The following is a 19,401-nucleotide window of genomic DNA, read 5'->3' as shown; positions in this document are numbered from 1 at the left end:
TCCTTGGTGAGGCTTTCTTTTTTATGAGTTCAAACTTTTTCAGTTTGAATCAAAGACTTCTGGAAAAAATACAGGAGGCAGGTTCCGGGGAAGGAGGGGATCAAGCGTGGTGGTTTATAGCCTGAAGGTTTTCGTTTTATTTACATCGGCCATTGTCGGGCTTCATCTAATGGGCAAATCGGCGAGGTTGAAGGTCACCCCCCACGATTTGGTGGCCATTGTGATGATTGCCGCTTTGGCGACGAATCCGATCCTGGTGAAGAATGATATAAAAAAGACGCTGCTGGCGATCATTCTCATCGCCCTCATCCACCTCATATACGCGAAGCTGACATTATATCGACGAACGAACCAATGGCTGATCGGGGAGCCGACGATTCTCGTTAAGCATGGGAAAATCGTTAAGGAAAGTCTTCGGCGTTGTGAGATCTCTCTTGCTGAGCTGTTGTCCCATATTCGTGCCAAAGGTTACCCCGATATTCGGGAAATCCAATACGGGATCCTTGAGCCCACAGGGGAACTGACGGTGTTGCCCAGAGAGGAGCTCTACCCCGTGACACCAAAGGATCTCCAGTTGGAAACCGAGTACCGAGGGGTGGCCCTCTCTTTGATCGTGGATGGAAGGATCCAGCATCATAATCTTCGTCTGATCGGCAAGGATGTTTCCTGGCTGAAGGATCAACTGCGGCGAAAAGGTTGGTCTGATACGGAGAAGGTTCTTTATGCGGCAAAAATGAACGATCAAACTGATATTTTTATCGATAATGGAGAAGGGAGCCGGTGAAACTCGCTGCCTTGCAAAGCCCTAAAGGGGGATTTGTTTGCCTTCCGGGAACATCCTAGGGCTTCGCCTCGTTATTAGGGATAAGCGGGAACTCGTTAAACCGATGGAGTATTTGGGGTAGGCATAAATGGGTTCTGGCCACTTGTTGAGGAACTTGAAAAAGGCTTGTGTTGAGACTCCACACGGCTGAAGCCATGGGATTTTTGGGTAGTTAGCGCCCTCAGTCCATTTCTGTTTCGGACAACTCCCAAGTTCAGGGCTGTCTCATCAGCCCATCCCATGCAGTTAGAGTGTACCCACATGGGCGGAACGCCTGTTACCAGCGTTCTAGTTCCTGATCGCTCACTCTTATGGTTTTACCCAGCGGGAGAGATTCGTTCGCCGCTGGAACCCCATACCATAACGTTTTCAAGGAACAACCCACTACCAGTGGGATGAGCACCGCTCATATGTTCGATTATACTAGGAATTGGTTGATCTTGCCACCCCCAAAGGGGGTTCCGATCAACGCCGTCTTTCATCCCACGATTGAAACCGTGGGCTTTCAAACGGCAACTTACTGTAAATTGGTAATCATCGGCTAACATTTTCCTGTAAAATTGAAGGCTTAAGGGCCTATAATTTATCATTTTATTAATTGACATGTATTTTTAAATCGATTAAAATGAGAGTACTTGAAACGGGAGATGCATCCCGTTCCTAACTCCCCGATCCCTATTCGGAGGAGATGAATGATCGCGATTCCTTCCCTATAATCGATAAATAGGTTTGACCCCCTTGAGACGAAAAGGCCGGCCCATAGGCCGGCCTTTTCGTGTCCAAAAAATCAATTGAAATTTTCCCGAAAGAAGCGGCTGGTTATTTCCAGTACGCGATTGAAATGAGGAGTAGAACCTGCGAAAGGGTGGATGGTGCCGAAAGTGTGGTCGGCGCCAGGGAGAATGTGAAGTTCTGCCTGCTTGGCTCGCTCTTTCAGGGATTCTGCCGTCTCGACGGGGACTGCTTGGTCCGCATCCCCCTGGATAATCAATAGGGGTCGGTTGAAGGACGGAAGACGACCGAGGATATCAAATCGATCCCGGTTGGCCTCCAGATCCTCCAACACCTCCCGATTGATCGGCATGTTTTGTCCGGTGCGGGCGTTGGGGATGAAGGCCCGTCCTTTCTCCCGCAGCTCGGCCTTAAAGTTGTCGGAAAACAGGTCGAGCCGGGCGATGCTGTTCCAGAGGGCAACCCCTTGGATGCGGGATTCATCCAAGGCAAACAGAAGGCTTTCGGCTCCGCCGCGGCTGTGGCCGATGATTCCCAGCCGTTCGGGGTCCATCGCTTCGGCGAGGGGAAGTTCACCGGCGGTGATCTTCTCTAGGAGGAAGGTGAGATCCTCCTGGCCCCGGCTATAGGTGTTTTGGGCAAACTTTTCTAACTCTGTGAACGCTTCAGGGTCTTCCCCCACGCCGTTCATTGAGAAGTTGAAGGTGAGGACGGCAAACCCGATACGAGCCAGGGTGTCGGCAGCGTAGGGAAACATCCCCCAGTCTTTAAAGCCCTTGAACCCATGGCAGAGAATCAGGACGGGATGGGGCCGATCCGTTGCCGGAACGCGCACGTCCCCCCGAATGATCCGGTTCTCTTTTCCAAGACCCAGTTGGAATGTCTGGTGTTTCATCGTCGTCCTCCTCGTAAGGTAATGGGGTTCTGTGAACCCTTCTCCTCCATTGTAGCGGGAGGAAAGGGGAAGGGAAAAGAGTGAGTCTATGAATTTGCCAGAATCCTCCGTGATTGAAGCTTTTTTGACATTCGGATATAATGAAGCCACAAGTAGATAGGTGGAAAGGTCTTTTGCCCACGGGCGAAAGTGAAAAGGGAAGCCGGTGTGAATCCGGCGCGGTCCCGCCACTGTGAATGGGGAGCGAATCCACGATAAGCCACTGTCCGACAGACGGGAAGGTGTGGAGGAGTGTCGATCCATGAGCCAGGAGACCTGCCTTTCCTCCGCGACGCTTGCCGTCTCCTTCGAGGCAGAGGAGCGCAAGGAAGGGTCTTCCCGGCGGTTTTTACCGCCTAGAAAAGGGAACTCGGCCATGCCTTTTGTCTCGTTGGAGCAAGAGGTTTTTTTCGTGCCTGATTATAGAGACGGGAGAGGAACGTGGATGAAGATGCATAAGCGTGTATGGATGGGGTTATTAGCCTTCCTGTTGGTGTTTGGGCTGGCCGGGTGCGGGACGGCACCGGATGCCGGACAACAGGGGCATGAGACTGAGAAGTCGGCGGAAGGGTTTCCCGTCAAACTGAAGGATGACACCGGTAAGGAAGTTACCATCGAGAAGAAGCCAAAGCGAATTGTCTCCCTAATCCCCAGCATGACCGAGACGATCTATGCACTGGGTCAGGGGAAAAAAGTGGTCGGCGTCACGGCCAATGACGACTACCCTGCTGAAGTGAAAAAGGTAGAGAAGGTAGGGGATATGAATATTAACGCTGAAAAGGTCGTCTCGCTGAAGCCGGACCTGGTTCTCGCCTCCCCGATGGTGAAGCAGGAAACGATCGACAAATTGCGGAAGCTGGGATTGACGGTCCTCGCTTATGAGCCCCATGACCTGGCTGGGGTTTACAAGCAGATCCGTGATGTGGGCAAGGCAGCCGGAGCTGAGAAGAAAGCAGAAGAAGTAATCGAAAGGATGGAGAAAGAGAAGAAGGTGGCCGAGAAAGTGGCTGCCAAAGTGTCGGACGAGGAGAAGGCCAAAGTGTGGGTGGAAGTCTCCCCCGACTTGTATACCACGGGTAAAGGAACGTTTATGGACGAGCTCATCACCTTGGCAGGCGGAAAGAATGTGGCGAAAGGCCAGAAAGGCTGGGTGCAGCTTTCCGCCGAAAAGGTCGTGAAATATGACCCGGACGTCATCCTTTATACTCATGGGGCCAAGGCGAAAAAAATCGCCTCCCGCAGCGGATGGAAGAAAATCGATGCCGTGGAGGATGACCGGATCGAAGCATTGGACGGTAATCTCGTCAGCCGACCGGGTCCCCGGGTTACCAAGGGGCTGCTCCATATCTCCAAATCCCTTTACCCGGACGCTTACGCTAAAGTCGCCCAATGAGGGCTGGGAGTTGGGCGGGTCGGCTGACAGGCTGGTCCGCCTTTTGGCTGTCCTTGTTGCTAGTATCCTTGGCTGCTGCGGTCTCCGTGGGGAGCGCGGATATTCGTTTTACCGACGTCTGGCGGGTCGTGGGCTTCCACCTCATGGGAGTGGGCGGGTCGGTCGATCCGGCGACGGACGCCATCGTCTGGCAGTTACGGCTGCCTCGGGTCTTGTTGGCTGCTTTGGTCGGGGCGGCTCTGGCTGGCTCAGGGGCAGTATTCCAGGGGTTACTGAAAAACCCACTGGCTGACCCCTATATTCTGGGAGTTTCATCCGGGGCTGGCCTCGGGGCGGCGATTGCCATCTTCACCGGCTGGGGTGTCGCCTGGCTCGGCGAGTGGGCTGTGCCGGTTTGGGCCTTCCTCCTGGGGAGTTGCGCCCTGGTATCCGTGTTGCAGCTGGCCCGGCTGGGTGGGGCGATGCGGACGGATACCTTGATTCTCGCTGGGGTCGTGGTGCAGGCTTTTTTCGGCGCGATGCTCACCTACGTGATCGCCATGGCATCGGCGGTGGAAATTCAACGTATTCAGTATTGGTTGATGGGCAGTGTCGCTTTACGGGAATGGAAAGATGCTTTGGTCGTTCTCCCCTTTCTGTTCGGGGGGATGGCGGTGGTATGGTTGTTGAGTAAGCCGCTAAACTTGTTTGCTCTCGGGGAGCGGTCCGCCGCTCACCTGGGGGTGTCTGTGGAGCGCACACGGCTATTGCTGCTGTTGGCCGCTACTCTGATGACGGCAGCAGCTGTCTCGGTATCCGGGACGATCGGGTTCGTCGGGTTAATCATCCCCCACATCATTCGGATGATGACCGGGCCCGATCATCGGGTGTTGCTTCCGATTTCGGCATTGGCGGGTGCGGTCTTCCTGGTCTGGGCGGACACCCTGGCCCGGACGGTAATGGACCCCCGGGAGCTGCCGATCGGGGTGATCACCGCGATGGTTGGGGGGCCATTTTTCGCTTGGCAGCTGAAACGATATGCGTTGGGACGCAGGGACTAGGGAAGGGGGGGGAGCGGCGATGCTGGAAGCGGAAGGGCTGAAAAAAACCTACCAAGGCCGGGACGTTGTGAAAGGGATCTCCCTTTCTGTCGCCAAAGGGGAGATTGTCGGCCTGATCGGGCCAAACGGGAGTGGCAAGACGACACTGGTCCGCCTCTTATCCGGCGAGGAGGTCCCCGATGAAGGAACCGTCCGGCTGGAAGGACGCCCGATGGCGGAATGGACCGGGCGGGAGAGGGCCAAGCGGGTTGCCGTCCTCCCTCAGGAAGGGTTGCCGCCGGTCCCGTTTACGGTGGAGGAAGTCGTGGCGATGGGTCGCCATCCCCACCAGAGTTTCTGGCCATGGGCGGACAGAGCCGACCGGCAGACGGTGGATCACGTGCTCCTTCAGACGGGCTTGGAAAAGGACCGGGATCGCCCGGTCCAGACCCTCTCCGGCGGAGAACGGCAACGGGTTGCCATCGCCAAAGCGATGGCCCAGGAGCCTCGCCTCCTGTTCCTGGATGAGCCGACCACGTATCTGGACATCGCTCATCAACTGGCGATTTTGGATCGGATTCGAAGTTGGCAGTGGGAGTGCGGCCTAGCGGTGTTGGTCGTTTTCCACGACCTCAATCTGGCGGCCCAGTATTGTGACCGGCTGGCGATCATGAAAGAGGGGGTCCTGATACGTACAGGCCGACCGGAAGAGGTGATCCAAGCCCCGGTGATCCATCAAGTATACGGGGTGGAACCCCTGATTACCAAACATCCGGTTACCCGTGTTCCTCAGGTACTTCTCCAGCCGGGCGAGCAGGAAAGTCGGAGAGAAGAGGCTTTTGGCAAAACGGTGCCCTTTTCCCTTTGACAGCGGTATACTTCCATAAAGGGGGTTGGATGGATGCGTATCTATACACGGACGGGTGATGAGGGTCAAACTGGCGTCATCGGCGGCCGGGTCGACAAGGATGATATCCGTGTGGCAGCCTATGGGACAACGGACGAGGTGAACGCGTTTGTCGGCGAGGCGATTTTACGGATGGATGCAGAAAAGCATAAAGATATGATCCAGGACCTGACAGAGATCCAGCATGAACTGTTCGATGCCGGGGGGGACCTCGCCCAGGCGGGGAAAAAACGGCAGTACAAAGTGACGGCGGATATGGTGAAACGGCTGGAAGAATGGATTGACCGCTATGACGCCGAAGCACCGCCAATCCAGCGTTTTATCTTGCCCGGGGGCTCAGAGATATCCTCTGCGCTTCATGTGTGCCGGGTACTGACCAGGCGGGCGGAGCGGTTGGTCGTTACATTGGCTCGGGAGCAGGAGACCAACGAGGAAGTCCGCCGCTATCTTAACCGCCTCTCTGACTTTTTCTTTGCCATCGCCCGGGCTGCCAATGCCAGGGAAGGATGCCCTGACGTGGAATACAAACGAGGCGGCCAGGTTTTCCGGTAGGCCTTTCGTGAACCGAACGGAGTTGGGTATACTGGGAATGACCAACCCACGGGAGGATGTAAACGATGCGACACCTAACCGTCTATCTGTACCCGGCCTGCGGAACGTGCAAAAAAGCCAAGAAGTATCTGGAGCAACACGGGATCCCCTTTGAGGAAAAGCACATCGTTAAAGAACCCCCCTCAAAGGACGAGTTGAAGGGTTTCGTGGTCAAAAGCGGCCTGCCGCTGCAGAAATTTTTTAATATCAGCGGGAAGAAATACCGGGAGCTCAACTTAAAAGAGCGGCTGAAAACGATGGATGACGAAGAAAAACTGGAACTCCTCGCCTCCGATGGAATGCTGATCAAACGGCCCATCGCCACCGACGGCGACCAGGTAACCGTTGGTTTTAAAGAAGAAACCTTTGACGACACCTGGAGGAACGAATAGGTTTCCACCTGTTGATAAAAATAAGGCTCTTCCTTTGGGGAACAGTTCTCCGAAGGAAGAGCCTTATTAATAGAATGATCTTGTTTCAAAAGGGGATGCGGTCTCCGTATCGTTCCATCAGGGCTTGGTTGTGGGAATCTGCTCCTTCCAGGTTTCCGCTTTTGAAAATGGGAGGTTCCATGCCGTTTTCCGCGAGCAACCGGACGGTCTCCGCTAGGATACCGTTTAACAGGGCGGCTGCCAGGACGGTGGAACCGGGCCCGAAGGAGACAGGGATTTGCTCAGTTGATAGGAGGCTGTCCCCGGCTGCGGTGCCGTTATCGATGGCCAAATCAACGCAGTCCCATAGGCGAAGGCCGCTGGAGTGGCGGGAAGGCTGTATACGAGAATACGCCAGGGCGGTGACCCCAATGACGAAGGCACCTTTTTCCCTGCCGAATAAGGCCACATCCACCGGAACAGGATTGCGGCCGGAGGTAGAGAAGACGAACAGCACCTCACCGGGTCGGATATCCTGGCTGGTGAGGAAGGAAGCGGCGTAACCTTCTTTCCGTTCAAAGAAGGAGCAACGGCTTCCTCCACGGGAAAGGAGCAGATCTTCCGCCACGATCGGGCGTACCGGGGCCAGTCCCCCCGCCCGGTAATAGCCCTCTTCTGACAGCAGATGGGAATGACCGCTCCCGAAAAGATGCAAGATACCTCCTTCTTGAATACAGCGGACGCATTCGGCGGCGGCTTTTTTCATGCTGGTTGCTTGTTCCTGCTCTAGATTGTCCAATCGCTTTCGGATCTCTTGGAAATATCGGTGCAGCATGGGTGCCTCTCCTCTGTAACGGTACGTATTTTTAGCGACGGATGGTGGTCACAAATTTGTAGCGGTCTGCTCGGTAAGCGGATTTGACGGTTTCGATCGGAGTTCCGTCTTTCAAAAACGTATCCCGTTGGATCAGCAGGATGGGGCAGCCGGCGGGAATGGACAGATGGCGGCTTTCCATCTCCCCTGCGGCGGCTGACTCGATCACCTGGTTAGAGTGGTCGATGGGATAGCGCAACCGCTCTTCGATATATTGATATAACGAGCCAGCCACGATATCCGGGGTAAGCCCCGGAACTAAATTGGCGGGGATGTGGCTGGTCTCTAGAGCCATCGGTTTCCCGTCGGCCAGTCGGATGCGCCGGATACGGTAGACAGGCTCATGTTGACCAACCGACAGGAGTTGTGCGATCGACTCAGGAGCAGGTACGATTTCAAAATGGAGCAATGTACTGCTGGGCTCCATTCCTCTGGCTTTCATGTCTTCCGTAAAGCTGGTTAACCCCTGAAGCTGTTGTTCCAGCTTCTTTTCTGCTACATAAGTACCTTTTCCTTTTTCTCTGCGTAGATAGCCGTCATTCACCAGGTTATTGATTGCCTGACGGACAGTCATCCGGCTAATCCCATAACGCTCGCAGTATTCCCGTTCAGAAGGCAGACCGTCGCCCGGTTTCAAGTTGCCGCTTTCGATCCGTTCCTTGATCTGCTCTTCCAACTGGGCGTAAATCGGGAGGGGCGAATTTTTGTCGATCATCGAGGTCAGAGACTCCTTTCAGGATGGGACCAAGGTGGCCCCGGAAAGCGCTTCGTTGTCTGCAACAATGGTAACACGGGGATGGTGAATCAGGGCGGAAGCAGGAAAATCAGGATTCGGTTTCCCCTCCAATAAATGCTGGATGGCGGGGGCTTTATCTTCTCCAGATGCCAGGAGAAGGATTTGCCGACTGTCTAGAATAGTGGCAATCCCCATGGTGATGGCCTGGGTGGGCATCTCCTCTTCCGAGGGGAAGTAGCGGGCATTGGCCTGTCGTGTCGAGGAAGTCAGGGTAACGACATGGGTACGGGAATGAAGGGGGGTTCCCGGTTCATTGAATCCGATGTGTCCGTTTCGCCCAATGCCCAGTACTTGTAAATCGATGCCCCCAACTTTCCGAATAAGTGTTTCATAGCGTTGACATTCGGCGGCGAGATCTTCTGCTCTCCCGTCGGGCAGGTAGGTTTGGTGTCTATCGATGTCGATCTCCCGGAATAGATGGTTCTCCATATAGTAACGGTAGCTGTTGGGGTGGTCCTCCTCCAAGCCGACGTATTCATCCAGATTGACTGTGGTCACCCCGCGGTAGGAGGTGCCCTGTTCCCGGTGATCCTTGACCAGTTCCCGGTAGGTACCGATGGGAGTTCCGCCTGTGGCCAGTCCGAGGGTCGTTCGGGGAGATTGGCGGATGTGTTGGATAAGGAAGGCGGCAGCTTTTTGACTCATATCTTGGTAGTTATCCGCTCGGATTACGTTCATGGAAGAGGGGCCTCCTTCTTTTCATAGGATAGTTGTCCACGGCAAAACGTGGCGGCAACCGAGAAATTCGGATCGAGGATTACCAGATCGGCATCTTTCCCCGGTGCGATACTGCCCTTGCGGTCGAAGACACCCAGTTGGCGGGCCGGATTGACAGCGGTCATATACGAGATATCTTCTAGGGTGCAACCGGCGTAGCGTATCATATTTTTTACGGCGTCTCCCATCTTCAGGATACTGCCGGCCAACGTTCCATCAGGCAACGTGGCTTTTCCGTCCTCCACAAGGACAGACTGACCGCCCAGATCATAGGTGCCGTTTTTTAGGCATTTGGCACGCATGGCATCCGTGATTAGAATCAACCGCTCTCGTGTCTTCATACGGAAGGCTAGTTCTATCATCTCCTGACGACAATGGATGCCATCTGCGATCAGTTCTGCAGTCAGTTCATCCCGTAGGAGGGCCGCTCCCGCTACGCCCGGTTCTCGATGGTGAATCCCTCGCATCCCGTTATAGAGATGGGTGACGTGGAGGGCTCCAGCCCGTACCGCTTCGTCCATTTCAGCCAATGTGGCATCGGAATGGCCGATGGAAGGGAGAATATCGGCTTCCCGCAGCCAATGGATCAGCGCCAAAGCACCAGGCTCTTCCGGGGCGAGGGTGACGATCCGAATGGCTCCTTCTGCGAGAGCTTGCCACTGTTTCAGGATGGATAAGTCGGGGGGATGTATGTGAGTCGTGGGCTGCGCACCAGCCCGTTTTTTCGAGATAAAGGGGCCTTCCAAATGGATTCCCAGCATTTCTGCTTTTCCGGGGGCGGGTTCTTTTTTTCGATAAGCCGCTGCATTGGACAAGGCTTGTTCGATGCGGTGAGGGGCTTGGGTGAGGGTGGTAGCCAAAAAGGAGGTCGTCCCCTCCCGGGGAAGGGCAGAGGCGATGGTCTCCAGGGCGGTGGGGGTAGCATCCATCACATCTGCGCCGTCCGCTCCATGGATATGGATATCGATCATGCCGGGAACCAGATGATACCCAGGGAGGGAAAGAACCCGGGCACCGGCGGTCCCCGCCCCTTTCCACTCATCAGTCCGGCCCAGTGCTCGGATGGTTCCCCCGGTGAGGATTACATAGCCGGTTTCGATCCGGTCGCTTTCCGTATGGACGGTCAAGTCGCGAAGAACCGTGGTAGCGGGTTGGTTAGACATAGGGACGTCTCTCCTTCTGATTCCTACTCATCCTCTAGTGTACCACCAGCCCGTATAGAGGTCTATACATGTGAGGACCTTTTTTTCGAGTTTTAAGGCTTATAAACGCCGAATGGAAAGATATATGTCTAGACATCTAGTCAAAAAGGTGCTAGCATCGAGAAAACGCCTTCATGATTTCTTTATGGCCTTCACGCCAAAAATCCACATGTAAGGAGAGAAGATGGATGTTCGATTTCTTTCAGCGGATTGGAAAATCCCTGATGTTGCCGATCGCTGTCCTCCCAGCAGCGGCCTTGTTGCTGCGGTTGGGGCAGGATGACTTGCTCGACATTCCTTTCATCGCGGCAGCAGGTAAGGGGATTTTTGATAATCTGCCTTTGATCTTTGCGATCGGCCTGGCCATCGGATTTTCCCGAGACGGAAGTGGTACAGCGGCTCTGGCAGGTGTCATCGGTTATCTGGTCCTGGATCATTCGGTTACGGCGATCAACAAGGAGATTGACATGGGTGTCTTGGGAGGGATTGTTACTGGGCTGGTGGCCGGTCTTCTTTACAACCGCTTTCATTATATCAAATTACCCGAATGGTTGGCTTTCTTTGGGGGTCGCCGTTTTGTTCCGATCGTGACTGCTGCTTCGATGGTGATCCTCGGCGGCCTGTTCGGCCTCATCTGGCCGCCGATCCAGGATGCGATCCATTCCCTTGGGCAATGGATTATTGGTGCAGGTGCTGTAGGGGTGGGTGTATACGGATTCCTGAACCGACTTTTGATTCCCATGGGCCTGCACCATGTGCTGAACAGTCTGGTTTGGTTCGTCTTTGGTGATTTTGGTGGAGCCAAAGGGGATCTAAACCGGTTCTTTGCCGGGGACCCATCCGCTGGAACCTTTATGGCCGGATTTTTCCCCGTCATGATGTTCGGGTTACCCGCCGCCGCTCTGGCCATGATTTTGGCTGCGCCCAAGAAGAGGCGGAAGCAGGTGGCAGGTTTGTTGGGTAGTATTGCCTTCACCTCCTTCCTGACGGGGATTACGGAACCCATCGAGTTTACCTTTATGTTCTTATCTCCGCTGCTCTATGGGATTCATGCGTTGTTAACGGCTAGTTCCTTCGTAGTGACCTACTTATTGGATATCCACCACGGATTTGGGTTTTCAGCAGGAGCGATCGATTTCTTCCTCAACCTCGGGTTGGCCAAAGGGGCGTGGTTGCTCCTCGCGGTCGGTCTCGCTTACGGGGGGATCTATTTTACACTCTTTTATCTTCTGATCCGAACACTGGATCTGAAGACGCCAGGGAGGGGAGACGAGGAGACGGAAGTGACCGAGGTCGTGAAGACGTCCAGCGATGATCCTCGCGGGTCGTTGTTCCTTGAAGATCTGGGAGGACGAGATAATATTCTCTCCCTAGATTATTGTGCGACCCGGCTCCGGCTTCGCGTGGATGATATGGGGAAAGTGGAAGAGACGAATCTAAAGAAACACGGAGCGAGAGGTGTGATACGCACAGGTGGCTCCAGCATACAGGTAATCGTCGGTACGGATGTGCAATTTGTGGCTGATGCGATGAAAAGAGCAATGGAGGAAGGTAAGCGGGACCAATAAGGCCCCTGAAATCGATCTAATAAATGTTTTCTACGAAATGGAGAGCGATAGCCGCTCTCTTTTTTTGCGTACTGTGGATTACATCGATTTCGGTGAATCAGACTAAGCAACGAAAAGGAGATGACTCGATTGGATATCACAATGACAAAACCTGCGCTTATCTCCCGAATGGCTGCCCAGTATCTGGTTGAGCAACTAGCGGTATGGGGAGTGGAAAGAATCTACGGGGTAATCGGGGATGCCACCCTTCCCCTGATGGACGCAATCGACAGGCAGGGGGAGATTCGGTATGTAGGATGCCGGTTGGAGATGACGGCGGCGTTGATGGCGTCAGCGGAGGCGAAGCTGACGGGCCGAATGGCTGTCTGTACCGCTACCAGTGGTCCTGGAATTACTTCCCTTCTGAACGGGTTGGGGGATGCCCATATGGATCGGGTGCCGGTTCTCGCCCTCACGGGCCAAGTGGAAAGGAAAGAGATCGGAACAGGAACCAAGCAGGAGGTGGATCAGCAGCGATTGATCCAGCCGCTGGCCGTATTCTCTTCGTTGGTCGCGGATCCTCAAGCCCTTCCTGTGCTTCTTAACAAAGCGATGCGACAGGCAACCGCCTCAGGAGGGGTAGCGCACCTTTCGGTTCCGAAGGAACTGTGGATGCAAACCGTCGATCACTCCCTCTTTCCTCCGTTTCCGAGTCAGCCGGCTCCATTACCCCGGCAGGAGGATGTTAGTCAGGCAGCAGCCCTCTTGAATGGTTCCAGCCGACCGGTGATCCTCGCTGGCCGAGGGGTGAAAGGAGCGGAGGAAGCGCTCCTGCAACTGGCTGAAAGGATGGGGGCACCGATTGTGACCACGATGCCGTCTCGTTCCGCCGTCCCTAACGACCATCCCCTGTTCATCGGCGGATTGGGACAGGCAGGGAGCGATATCGCTTCGGATCTCTTGAAGGAGTCGGACTGCTGTCTCATCCTGGGTTCGACTTGGTGGCCGGAGGATTATGTCCCTTCCACTGTTCCGATTGTCCAGGTAGACGCCGTTGCCGAACATATCGGTGAGCGTGTGCCGGTGACCGTCCCGGTCACGGGAGAAATGAGGGCTGTCCTTTCCCAATTAACCCCGATGGTTCAGGCAAGAGCAGAGACAGATTGGAATCGCCGTGTGAATCAAATGCGCCAGGGGTGGAAAGAGCAGATTGAAACCGAGGCAACGGCAGAGGAGCGCCCGATTCCTCCCCAGCGTGTCATCGCCGCCCTCAATCGGTGCGTGGCCGATGATGCCGTCATCGCTCTGGACGTCGGCGACCACGTCTTATGGTTCAATCGGATTTTCCAGGCAGTCCGCCAAGACATTCTCCTCTCCGGACGCTGGCGGACCTTAGGGTTCGGTCTGCCAGCAGCTATGGCAGCCAAACTGGCCTATCCCGACAGGCAAGTGATCGCTCTTGTCGGGGATGGTGGTTTCGGCACCACGCTCTCCGATCTGCTCACGGCAGTCAGTTGTGGACTGCCCCTCACCATCCTGTGTATGAATAACGGCACCTATGCAATGGAACAGAACCGGATGATTACCGCCGGGCTGTCCTCCCTAGGAAGTGATCTCCATAATCCGGATTTTGTTCGGATGGCGGAATCTTTCGGGGCCGAAGGACTCCGGGTGAAGGATCCTGCACAACTAGAACCCGTCCTTCAGTCAGCGCTGGCATCCGATAGGGTCACCTTGGTAGATGTGCTGTGTGATGACACCGTGGTCCCTCATACCCAGCTTTAGTTCGGGATAAGGCGGGAGTTTTCACCGTGAAAAAAAGGAAATAACGGATTTTACGAGAAAATATTACGGTAATAGACAAGAGAGAACTCAGGGTCATGATAAAGAAAAAAGAAAGCGGGGAATGCACATGTGCGGCCGTTTTACTTTAACTGCCGGTCTTGGGGAGATCGTGGAGCGGTTCCAGGTGGATGAACACCAGGGCGTAGAACATGCCCCCCGCTACAACATTGCCCCGAGTCAGGAGGTTCCTGTGGTGATCGTGGCAAAGGAGAAGCGACAATTGTTGATGATGCGCTGGGGGCTGATTCCTCGTTGGGCGAAAGATCCATCCATCGGAAACCGGCTGATTAATGCAAGGAGTGAAACCTTAACACAAAAGCCGGCCTTCCGCCGTTCATTCCAGCGTCACCGTTGCTTGGTTCCGGCGGATGGCTTCTACGAATGGAAGAAAAGCGACACCGGTACAAAACAGCCGATGCGAGTGATCATCGACAACGGTTCCCTCTTCGCCTTTGCGGGCTTGTGGGATCAATGGTCGGATGATTCAGGGGAGACCCGCTACTCTTTCACCATCGTCACCACTCGACCCAATGAGAAGATGCAAGAGATCCATAACCGGATGCCGGTCATCCTGCATCAGGCTGAAGAGGAAGCATGGATGGATCCGCAGATGGGAGACCCGGCGCTTCTGGCACCGTTCCTGGAACCCTACGAGCCGGAAGAAATGGCGATCTATCCGGTTTCCAAAGCGGTTAATTCATCGAAGAGTGACCGGCCTGAAATGATTCGGCCCCTTGGCGGAGCCCGGGCGGGATAAGCTTTCTTTCTATATTCGACCAGCGACATGATCCCGCTCTCATGCGGGTTTTTTTGTGTTGACACCTCCATGAGGGCTTGGGTAGCTTTAAGAATATGTATGTCTATTTATTCGATCATGGAGGTTTTCAATGACGAAGAAATGGTTCTTATTCGTATTCATTGCACTTATGATGATGATCTTGGCAGGTTGTTCCCTTTTGTTGAGCCAGGCGGATAAAAAAAGCGGGAATCAAGAAGTACAATCGGAAGAGAAGAAAGATACTGGCAAATCCAAGGAAGATGACGGCGTCGAGGGCGCTCAGTCGGTTAACGAATCCTATGAGGAAATTCCTTTCCAGGCGGTGAATTGGATCGGAGGTTCCCCTGACCGCCAAGCCCGCGGTGGGATTTGGGTTTACACAAAAGAAAAGCACCCGGGAAATATCGATGACAGCTTTGATTGGGATAATGAAGATGTCCTTTTAGTTCAGGTGAGTGACAAAGAGTACGAGGGATATGAAATGAACCCCAAAGGTCTTCAATTCTTGGATAACGATGTCATCAGGGTAGTTGTGCAGCTGAAAAAGGACGACCTCAGTTCCAAGGATGAAGCCCCCCGTCGGTACATCAAAGTGGAGAAAGGTTCCCTCGACGGCAAGAAGTTTATTGTTGAAACGGAAGAGGGCGACCGTCTTAAGACCAACTAAGATGGATGCAAAAAGAGCCGTACGAGAGCACGGCTCTTTTTTACTCCGGAAATGTAGCCGGAATCAAGGGGAGATCAGTTCCCTGCTTTCTTGATTCTTCCCTCGATGTCGGCAGAAAAAGGCTGAGGCAATTGTTTGATATACTCCACCAGGGCATCCAGATCCACCGGTCCGACCACTTTGTCCGTTCCTTCTTTAAAGACAGTGAAAGCGTCGCCGCCGGATGCGATGAAGCTGTTGGCGGTCACGGAATAGGTCTCACCGTCGGTGATCGGGGTGCCATCCGTTTTTTTCAGCTCCGTGACACGGTCGCCGAGAGGGCGGGAGGGATCCCAGGTATAGGAGAGCCCGGAAATCTGAAGGAGGCGTGTTCTGTCAGCTTGCCATTGCTGGTTGAGGAGACGTTTCAGCTGCTCTCCGGTCAGTTTCATCGTTACGAGGTCATTGTTGAAGGGCTGCATCGTATAGAGGTCACCCCAAGTTACCTTGCCCGCTTCAAGATCGGACCGAATGCCGCCGGGGTTCATGAAGGCGAAGTCGGTTTTCATCTTCCAACGCTGGGCATCGGCCACCAGGTTTCCGAGGGGAGATTCTCCGGCAGGGGTGGGCTCCCGGGTAAGGGTTTTAGCCGCTGTACCGACTTCTTCGTTGATGATCGGGGCCACTTTTTTCTCATAACGAGAAACGATTTCCGCCACAGCGGGGTCTGGTTTCCATCCTTCTTGGAAAGTGGTGACCACTTCCGCTTTTTTCTTTACGATATCCCGTGTACGGCGGTCCAGGGTGAGGTCGATATCGGAGAAAGCCGCGCCGGAGCTGTAGGATTGCACCACGAGTTTGCCGTCTACAGTCCCGTTTAGATAGGAGTGGCTATGGCCTGCCACAATGACATCCACTTCGTCGTTGACATCTTTGGCAATCCGGACGATGGGTCCTTCCATTTGGTTGGTTTGCTGATCCTGGAACCCTCCTTCATGGGCCAAGACGACGATCGCCCGGACGCCTTTTTTCTTTAGCTTTTTCACTTCACGGTTGATCGCTTTCGTTTCATCCGTGAACTTTACCCCTTTGACCCCGTCGGGGGTGACGATTGAGGGGGTTTCCTTGGTGACGACTCCGATAAACCCGATTGGTACCCCTTTCACCCGTTTGATCACATGGGGCGGGAGGATCGGGGATTTCGTCTTGGCAGAGACAACATTGGCTGCGGTGTAAGGGAAGTCGGCCCCTTTGAAGTAGCCGGTTTTCTCGTGGCGGCCGCCGTAAATGAGGCGCATCATCTCTTTAACGCCCTCATCGAATTCATGGTTGCCTACGGTACCTACATCGAAGTCCAATTTGTTCAGAACCTCAATTGTGGGCTCATCTTGCATTAACGCCGATACCGGGGCGCTGGCCCCCACCATATCCCCGGCATGGACCATTAAGGTGTTTTTGTTTTCCGCCTCTCGCTGTTTCAGATGGGAGGCTAGGTAGTCGGCTCGGCCAGCTGGTTTTCCGTTGACGGTTTTACTGACATTGAGTTGTCCGTGAAAATCATTAAGCGCCAGGAGTTGTACGTTCACCGGCTTAGGGTGTTTTTTTGTCGATGCATCCACAGCCCCCGTCGGGGCGGCGACCGCGACAGCACACAAAAGGGCGCCTAGAGAGGCGCGCATCCATTTCCATTTGATTCTCATCCGTCGATCCCTCTCTCCGGTTTGTATAAAACCAAAATAGTGCTGGAAGGTGAAGCAAAGATTGAACCAATATTAATGTTTTGACAAAAATCGCCGTATTCCTTTTTTCTGAGGAAAACTTTTCATCCCGTCGGTCAATCATGGTGAGAATCATTCCCACCTAGTAAACAGTTCAATTTTGTATTGACTTTGATTTTGAACATGTTATTTTAATAAGTGTGCAGGATACATAGGGGTTCCCCTCTCATGTTTACCTCCCAGCTTGCCTGGGAAGAGTAGAGAAGTGGATTATGAAATCATCGCAAGGAGGAAGGATCATATGGCGACTCGTTTGGTAGGATTGCCCGCACCGAATTTCGAAATGGAAAGCACCAAAAACCTCGAAACTCTGGACGAGAAGGTGAAGCTTTCCGACTATGAAGGGAAATGGCTGCTCCTCTTCTTCTATCCATTGGATTTCACCTTCGTCTGCCCGACGGAGATCACGGCGCTCTCCGACCGCTATGAGGAATTCCAAGATCTAGACTGTGACATCATCGGTGTCAGCACCGACAGCAAGTTCTCCCATCGGGCCTGGATCAACACCCCGCGGGATGAAAACGGCCTGGGTGACATCAAATACCCGCTCGGTGCGGACACGACCCATAAAGTAGCCCGCGACTACGGCGTCCTCCTCGAAGACGAAGGGATTGCTCTGCGCGGTCTGTTCATCATCGACCCGGAAGGGGTTGTCCGTTACCAAGTCGTGACCGACAACAATGTCGGCCGCAGCGTAGATGAGACCCTGCGTGTCCTGCAGGCCTTGCAAACCGGGGGTCTGTGTCCCTCCGACTGGAAACCGGGTCAAAAAACCCTCTGATCGGACAGGCGATCCAAAGGGCCTAACCTTGCCGTTAGGTCCTTTTTCAACAGGGGGATAAGTCGATAAGACCGGTTCATACTAGGGTGGACAGAATGTATCCGCATGGTTGACAATGGAGGAGGTTCTTGCACCATGGCTTTGCGTTTACGTACCGAAATGCCTGAGCTGAAAGGCGCTACCGAATGGGTGAACGGCGAGGTCAGCAAAGAGGATTTGGCCGGTAAGCCGATTCTTATCCACTTTTGGTCTGTCAGTTGCGGTCTGTGCAAACAGAGTATGCCTGATGTCCTGAAAATCCGGGACGAATACAAGGATAAGGGCCTCCGAGTGGTCGGTATCCACATGCCCCGCTCCGAGAAAGATTTAGAAGCGGGTCCGGTCAAAGAGACTATCGAAAAATACGAAATGACCCATCCCCAGGCGATTGACAACCAACATACCATTGTCGATGCCTTCGAGAACGAATTTGTTCCAGCGTACTACCTTTTCGATGAAGAGGGCCAGTTGCGCCATCGCTCTGCCGGTGAAAAGGCTCTCTCGATGATGAAAAAGCCCCTGGAACGCGTCCTGGGGACTAACGAGTAAGCGGAGGGATCTGGATGAACCTGCCCAAAGAACTTCGATACAGCGAGGAACACGAGTGGGTAAAGGATGAAGGGGGCAACAAAGTACGGATCGGGATCACCGATTTTGCACAGTCGGAGCTGGGTGACATCGTCTTCGTCGAGTTACCGGAAGTGGGGGACGAACTAGAAGCCAACGCCCCCTTTGGGAGCGTTGAATCTGTTAAAACGGTCTCTGAACTATATGCTCCTGTAAGCGGAAAAGTCGTGGAAGTGAATGGCGACCTGGAAGACTCCCCAGAGAACGTCAATGAAACCCCCTATGAAGGTGGCTGGATGATCGTCCTTGAAGTATCCGACTCCTCGGAGCTGGAAAAATTGATGGATGCGGACAAGTATCAGGCGATGGTCTCTGAAGACTGATCCTCGGAAAACCGGCAGCGAATGCCGGTTTTTTTTTATTCAATTAGAGGGCGTAAAAAGCAGGATTTCCCGTCGAATCATGGCGAAGAATGACGTGAGAGAGAATAACAAAACGGGTTTTCACAGCGACTGAATGTGGTACAATACACCTAAATCACGTGTTTGTGCATCGCTAAACCCGATATAGATTGAAATTTCCGAAAGGGGAGGCGGGGGAAACCATGGGTTTTTGCTGCGGGGCTGCAATGGTGGGGGCGGTTGGAACGTTGCGACAAGGTTCGACATTGGTGCATAATGTTCCCCTGCTGTATTGCCCGGTCTGTCATCAGGTGGAAGTTCACCATGCGGTGAAAGAAGAGTTTGAGCTGTTGATGGAATATGCTCAGGGAGATAGAGCCCGGGAAGTCAATCTGAAGGAGTATATCGATGATTCGATGATCGCCGAATGGAAGGAATGCTGTACCAGTTTTCAACAAGGGCAACCGGAATCGGTGCTTCGGGAGCAGATTGACATGGCCCTCGATTTAATGGGTGTCGCCAAACAGATGCAAGATAAAGAGTGGGAACGAGCGTTAAAAAGCCGGCTTCAGGTTCTCGGGGATCGGTTTAAACGTTATCAAAAGACAAACGCACAATAGAGGGTTCACGACTCCCGCCGGAAACGGCGGTTTTTTTGTT

Annotated in this window: 20 protein-coding genes and 1 riboswitch; of the genes, 14 read left to right on the top strand and 6 right to left on the bottom strand. The window is 53.8% G+C overall.

Features of this window, described 5'->3' with window-relative positions:
• Positions 1-106: 106 nt before the first annotated feature.
• Entirely contained in the window at positions 107-784 is a 678-nt protein-coding gene (locus ACFOUO_RS06120) for a DUF421 domain-containing protein (RefSeq protein ID WP_380703197.1), read from the top strand.
• Positions 785-1,610: 826 nt separating this feature from the next.
• On the opposite strand, the gene ACFOUO_RS06115 is transcribed toward ACFOUO_RS06120, so the two are convergent.
• Positions 1,611-2,450, bottom strand: a complete 840-nt coding sequence (locus ACFOUO_RS06115) for an alpha/beta hydrolase family protein (RefSeq protein WP_380703195.1) — start codon at positions 2,448-2,450, stop codon at positions 1,611-1,613.
• A gap of 149 nt (positions 2,451-2,599) precedes the next feature.
• A riboswitch (cobalamin riboswitch) is annotated at positions 2,600-2,787 on the top strand.
• Here ACFOUO_RS06115 and ACFOUO_RS06110 point away from each other — a divergent pair.
• The 5 genes from ACFOUO_RS06110 (at position 2,752) to ACFOUO_RS06090 (ending at position 6,791) form a co-directional block, all read left to right on the top strand.
• Positions 2,752-3,882, top strand: a complete 1,131-nt coding sequence (locus tag ACFOUO_RS06110; RefSeq protein WP_380703193.1) for an ABC transporter substrate-binding protein — start codon at positions 2,752-2,754, stop codon at positions 3,880-3,882. Its footprint overlaps the riboswitch before it by 36 nt.
• 56 nt (positions 3,883-3,938) lie before the next feature.
• Positions 3,939-4,922, top strand: coding sequence for a FecCD family ABC transporter permease (locus ACFOUO_RS06105; protein ID WP_380703191.1), 984 nt, complete (start codon positions 3,939-3,941; stop codon positions 4,920-4,922).
• 19 nt (positions 4,923-4,941) lie between these two features.
• A complete protein-coding gene (locus ACFOUO_RS06100; RefSeq protein WP_380703189.1) occupies positions 4,942-5,769 on the top strand; it encodes a heme ABC transporter ATP-binding protein in 828 nt (275 codons plus the stop codon).
• Between the two features lie 33 nt (positions 5,770-5,802).
• The gene (locus ACFOUO_RS06095; RefSeq protein WP_380703187.1) at positions 5,803-6,360 is read left to right on the top strand and encodes a cob(I)yrinic acid a,c-diamide adenosyltransferase; all 558 of its coding nucleotides are present in this window, start codon (positions 5,803-5,805) and stop codon (positions 6,358-6,360) included.
• 65 nt (positions 6,361-6,425) lie between these two features.
• Positions 6,426-6,791, top strand: coding sequence for an arsenate reductase family protein (locus tag ACFOUO_RS06090; protein ID WP_380703185.1), 366 nt, complete (start codon positions 6,426-6,428; stop codon positions 6,789-6,791).
• A gap of 85 nt (positions 6,792-6,876) precedes the next feature.
• Here the strand turns inward: ACFOUO_RS06090 and ACFOUO_RS06085 are convergent, their stop codons facing one another.
• Genes ACFOUO_RS06085 through nagA form a run of 4 tightly spaced genes read right to left on the bottom strand, consistent with a single transcriptional unit; the run spans position 6,877 to position 10,320 of the window.
• Entirely contained in the window at positions 6,877-7,605 is a 729-nt protein-coding gene (locus tag ACFOUO_RS06085; RefSeq protein ID WP_380703183.1) for an SIS domain-containing protein, read from the bottom strand.
• Positions 7,606-7,636: 31 nt separating this feature from the next.
• Complete coding sequence (locus tag ACFOUO_RS06080; RefSeq protein ID WP_380703181.1) at positions 7,637-8,359, bottom strand: GntR family transcriptional regulator; 723 nt, start codon at positions 8,357-8,359, stop codon at positions 7,637-7,639.
• A gap of 18 nt (positions 8,360-8,377) precedes the next feature.
• On the bottom strand, positions 8,378-9,118 hold the full coding sequence (gene nagB, locus ACFOUO_RS06075; RefSeq protein WP_380703179.1) for a glucosamine-6-phosphate deaminase: 741 nt from the start codon (positions 9,116-9,118) through the stop codon (positions 8,378-8,380).
• Positions 9,115-10,320 (bottom strand): N-acetylglucosamine-6-phosphate deacetylase, encoded by a 1,206-nt coding sequence (gene nagA, locus ACFOUO_RS06070; RefSeq protein WP_380703177.1) that lies wholly within the window; start codon positions 10,318-10,320, stop codon positions 9,115-9,117. Before nagA ends, nagB begins: the two co-directional genes overlap by 4 nt.
• Positions 10,321-10,547: 227 nt before the next feature.
• Here nagA and nagE point away from each other — a divergent pair, with 227 nt between their 5' ends.
• The 4 genes from nagE (at position 10,548) to ACFOUO_RS06050 (ending at position 15,196) form a co-directional block, all read left to right on the top strand.
• Entirely contained in the window at positions 10,548-11,927 is a 1,380-nt protein-coding gene (nagE, locus tag ACFOUO_RS06065; protein ID WP_380703175.1) for an N-acetylglucosamine-specific PTS transporter subunit IIBC, read from the top strand.
• Positions 11,928-12,047: 120 nt separating this feature from the next.
• The gene (locus tag ACFOUO_RS06060; protein WP_380703173.1) at positions 12,048-13,691 is read left to right on the top strand and encodes a thiamine pyrophosphate-binding protein; all 1,644 of its coding nucleotides are present in this window, start codon (positions 12,048-12,050) and stop codon (positions 13,689-13,691) included.
• A gap of 127 nt (positions 13,692-13,818) precedes the next feature.
• On the top strand, positions 13,819-14,508 hold the full coding sequence (locus ACFOUO_RS06055) for an SOS response-associated peptidase (protein ID WP_380703170.1): 690 nt from the start codon (positions 13,819-13,821) through the stop codon (positions 14,506-14,508).
• 130 nt (positions 14,509-14,638) lie between these two features.
• Positions 14,639-15,196 carry a hypothetical protein gene (locus ACFOUO_RS06050; RefSeq protein ID WP_380703168.1) on the top strand — a complete coding sequence of 186 codons (558 nt, stop codon included), beginning with the start codon at positions 14,639-14,641 and terminating at the stop codon, positions 15,194-15,196.
• 74 nt (positions 15,197-15,270) lie between these two features.
• Here ACFOUO_RS06050 and ACFOUO_RS06045 read toward each other — a convergent pair whose 3' ends face one another.
• On the bottom strand, positions 15,271-16,875 hold the full coding sequence (locus tag ACFOUO_RS06045) for a bifunctional metallophosphatase/5'-nucleotidase (protein ID WP_380703166.1): 1,605 nt from the start codon (positions 16,873-16,875) through the stop codon (positions 15,271-15,273).
• Positions 16,876-17,194: 319 nt separating this feature from the next.
• Here ACFOUO_RS06045 and ACFOUO_RS06040 point away from each other — a divergent pair, with 319 nt between their 5' ends.
• The 4 genes from ACFOUO_RS06040 to ACFOUO_RS06025 all read left to right on the top strand — a co-directional run bounded on the left by ACFOUO_RS06040 (position 17,195) and on the right by ACFOUO_RS06025 (position 19,361).
• Entirely contained in the window at positions 17,195-17,734 is a 540-nt protein-coding gene (locus ACFOUO_RS06040; protein WP_380703164.1) for a peroxiredoxin, read from the top strand.
• A 135-nt stretch (positions 17,735-17,869) separates the two neighbouring features.
• Positions 17,870-18,322 (top strand): redoxin domain-containing protein, encoded by a 453-nt coding sequence (locus ACFOUO_RS06035; RefSeq protein ID WP_380703162.1) that lies wholly within the window; start codon positions 17,870-17,872, stop codon positions 18,320-18,322.
• Between the two features lie 14 nt (positions 18,323-18,336).
• Positions 18,337-18,723, top strand: coding sequence for a glycine cleavage system protein GcvH (gene gcvH / locus ACFOUO_RS06030; RefSeq protein ID WP_380703160.1), 387 nt, complete (start codon positions 18,337-18,339; stop codon positions 18,721-18,723).
• 221 nt (positions 18,724-18,944) lie between these two features.
• Complete coding sequence (locus tag ACFOUO_RS06025; RefSeq protein WP_380703158.1) at positions 18,945-19,361, top strand: hypothetical protein; 417 nt, start codon at positions 18,945-18,947, stop codon at positions 19,359-19,361.
• Positions 19,362-19,401: the final 40 nt, after the last annotated feature.

Source organism: Salinithrix halophila (assembly GCF_042650125.1).
Taxonomy (GTDB): Bacteria; Bacillota; Bacilli; order Thermoactinomycetales; family DSM-45169; genus Salinithrix; species Salinithrix halophila.
Note: the sequence above shows the minus strand (reverse complement) of the source record. Positions and strands in the feature narration are given on the sequence as shown.

What these genes read in the sequence shown, in the direction of transcription:
- ACFOUO_RS06115 (WP_380703195.1), bottom strand. Translation starts at nt 2,450, where the DNA reads ATGAAACACCAGACATTCCAACTGGGTCTTGGAAAAGAGAACCGGATC.
- ACFOUO_RS06110 (WP_380703193.1), top strand. Translation starts at nt 2,752, where the DNA reads ATGAGCCAGGAGACCTGCCTTTCCTCCGCGACGCTTGCCGTCTCCTTC.
- ACFOUO_RS06100 (WP_380703189.1), top strand. Translation starts at nt 4,942, where the DNA reads ATGCTGGAAGCGGAAGGGCTGAAAAAAACCTACCAAGGCCGGGACGTT.
- ACFOUO_RS06095 (WP_380703187.1), top strand. Translation starts at nt 5,803, where the DNA reads ATGCGTATCTATACACGGACGGGTGATGAGGGTCAAACTGGCGTCATC.
- ACFOUO_RS06090 (WP_380703185.1), top strand. Translation starts at nt 6,426, where the DNA reads ATGCGACACCTAACCGTCTATCTGTACCCGGCCTGCGGAACGTGCAAA.
- ACFOUO_RS06085 (WP_380703183.1), bottom strand. Translation starts at nt 7,605, where the DNA reads ATGCTGCACCGATATTTCCAAGAGATCCGAAAGCGATTGGACAATCTA.
- ACFOUO_RS06080 (WP_380703181.1), bottom strand. Translation starts at nt 8,359, where the DNA reads ATGATCGACAAAAATTCGCCCCTCCCGATTTACGCCCAGTTGGAAGAG.
- nagB (WP_380703179.1), bottom strand. Translation starts at nt 9,118, where the DNA reads ATGAACGTAATCCGAGCGGATAACTACCAAGATATGAGTCAAAAAGCT.
- nagA (WP_380703177.1), bottom strand. Translation starts at nt 10,320, where the DNA reads ATGTCTAACCAACCCGCTACCACGGTTCTTCGCGACTTGACCGTCCAT.
- nagE (WP_380703175.1), top strand. Translation starts at nt 10,548, where the DNA reads ATGTTCGATTTCTTTCAGCGGATTGGAAAATCCCTGATGTTGCCGATC.
- ACFOUO_RS06060 (WP_380703173.1), top strand. Translation starts at nt 12,048, where the DNA reads ATGACTCGATTGGATATCACAATGACAAAACCTGCGCTTATCTCCCGA.
- ACFOUO_RS06055 (WP_380703170.1), top strand. Translation starts at nt 13,819, where the DNA reads ATGTGCGGCCGTTTTACTTTAACTGCCGGTCTTGGGGAGATCGTGGAG.
- ACFOUO_RS06050 (WP_380703168.1), top strand. Translation starts at nt 14,639, where the DNA reads ATGACGAAGAAATGGTTCTTATTCGTATTCATTGCACTTATGATGATG.
- ACFOUO_RS06045 (WP_380703166.1), bottom strand. Translation starts at nt 16,875, where the DNA reads ATGAGAATCAAATGGAAATGGATGCGCGCCTCTCTAGGCGCCCTTTTG.
- ACFOUO_RS06040 (WP_380703164.1), top strand. Translation starts at nt 17,195, where the DNA reads ATGGCGACTCGTTTGGTAGGATTGCCCGCACCGAATTTCGAAATGGAA.
- ACFOUO_RS06035 (WP_380703162.1), top strand. Translation starts at nt 17,870, where the DNA reads ATGGCTTTGCGTTTACGTACCGAAATGCCTGAGCTGAAAGGCGCTACC.
- gcvH (WP_380703160.1), top strand. Translation starts at nt 18,337, where the DNA reads ATGAACCTGCCCAAAGAACTTCGATACAGCGAGGAACACGAGTGGGTA.
- ACFOUO_RS06025 (WP_380703158.1), top strand. Translation starts at nt 18,945, where the DNA reads ATGGGTTTTTGCTGCGGGGCTGCAATGGTGGGGGCGGTTGGAACGTTG.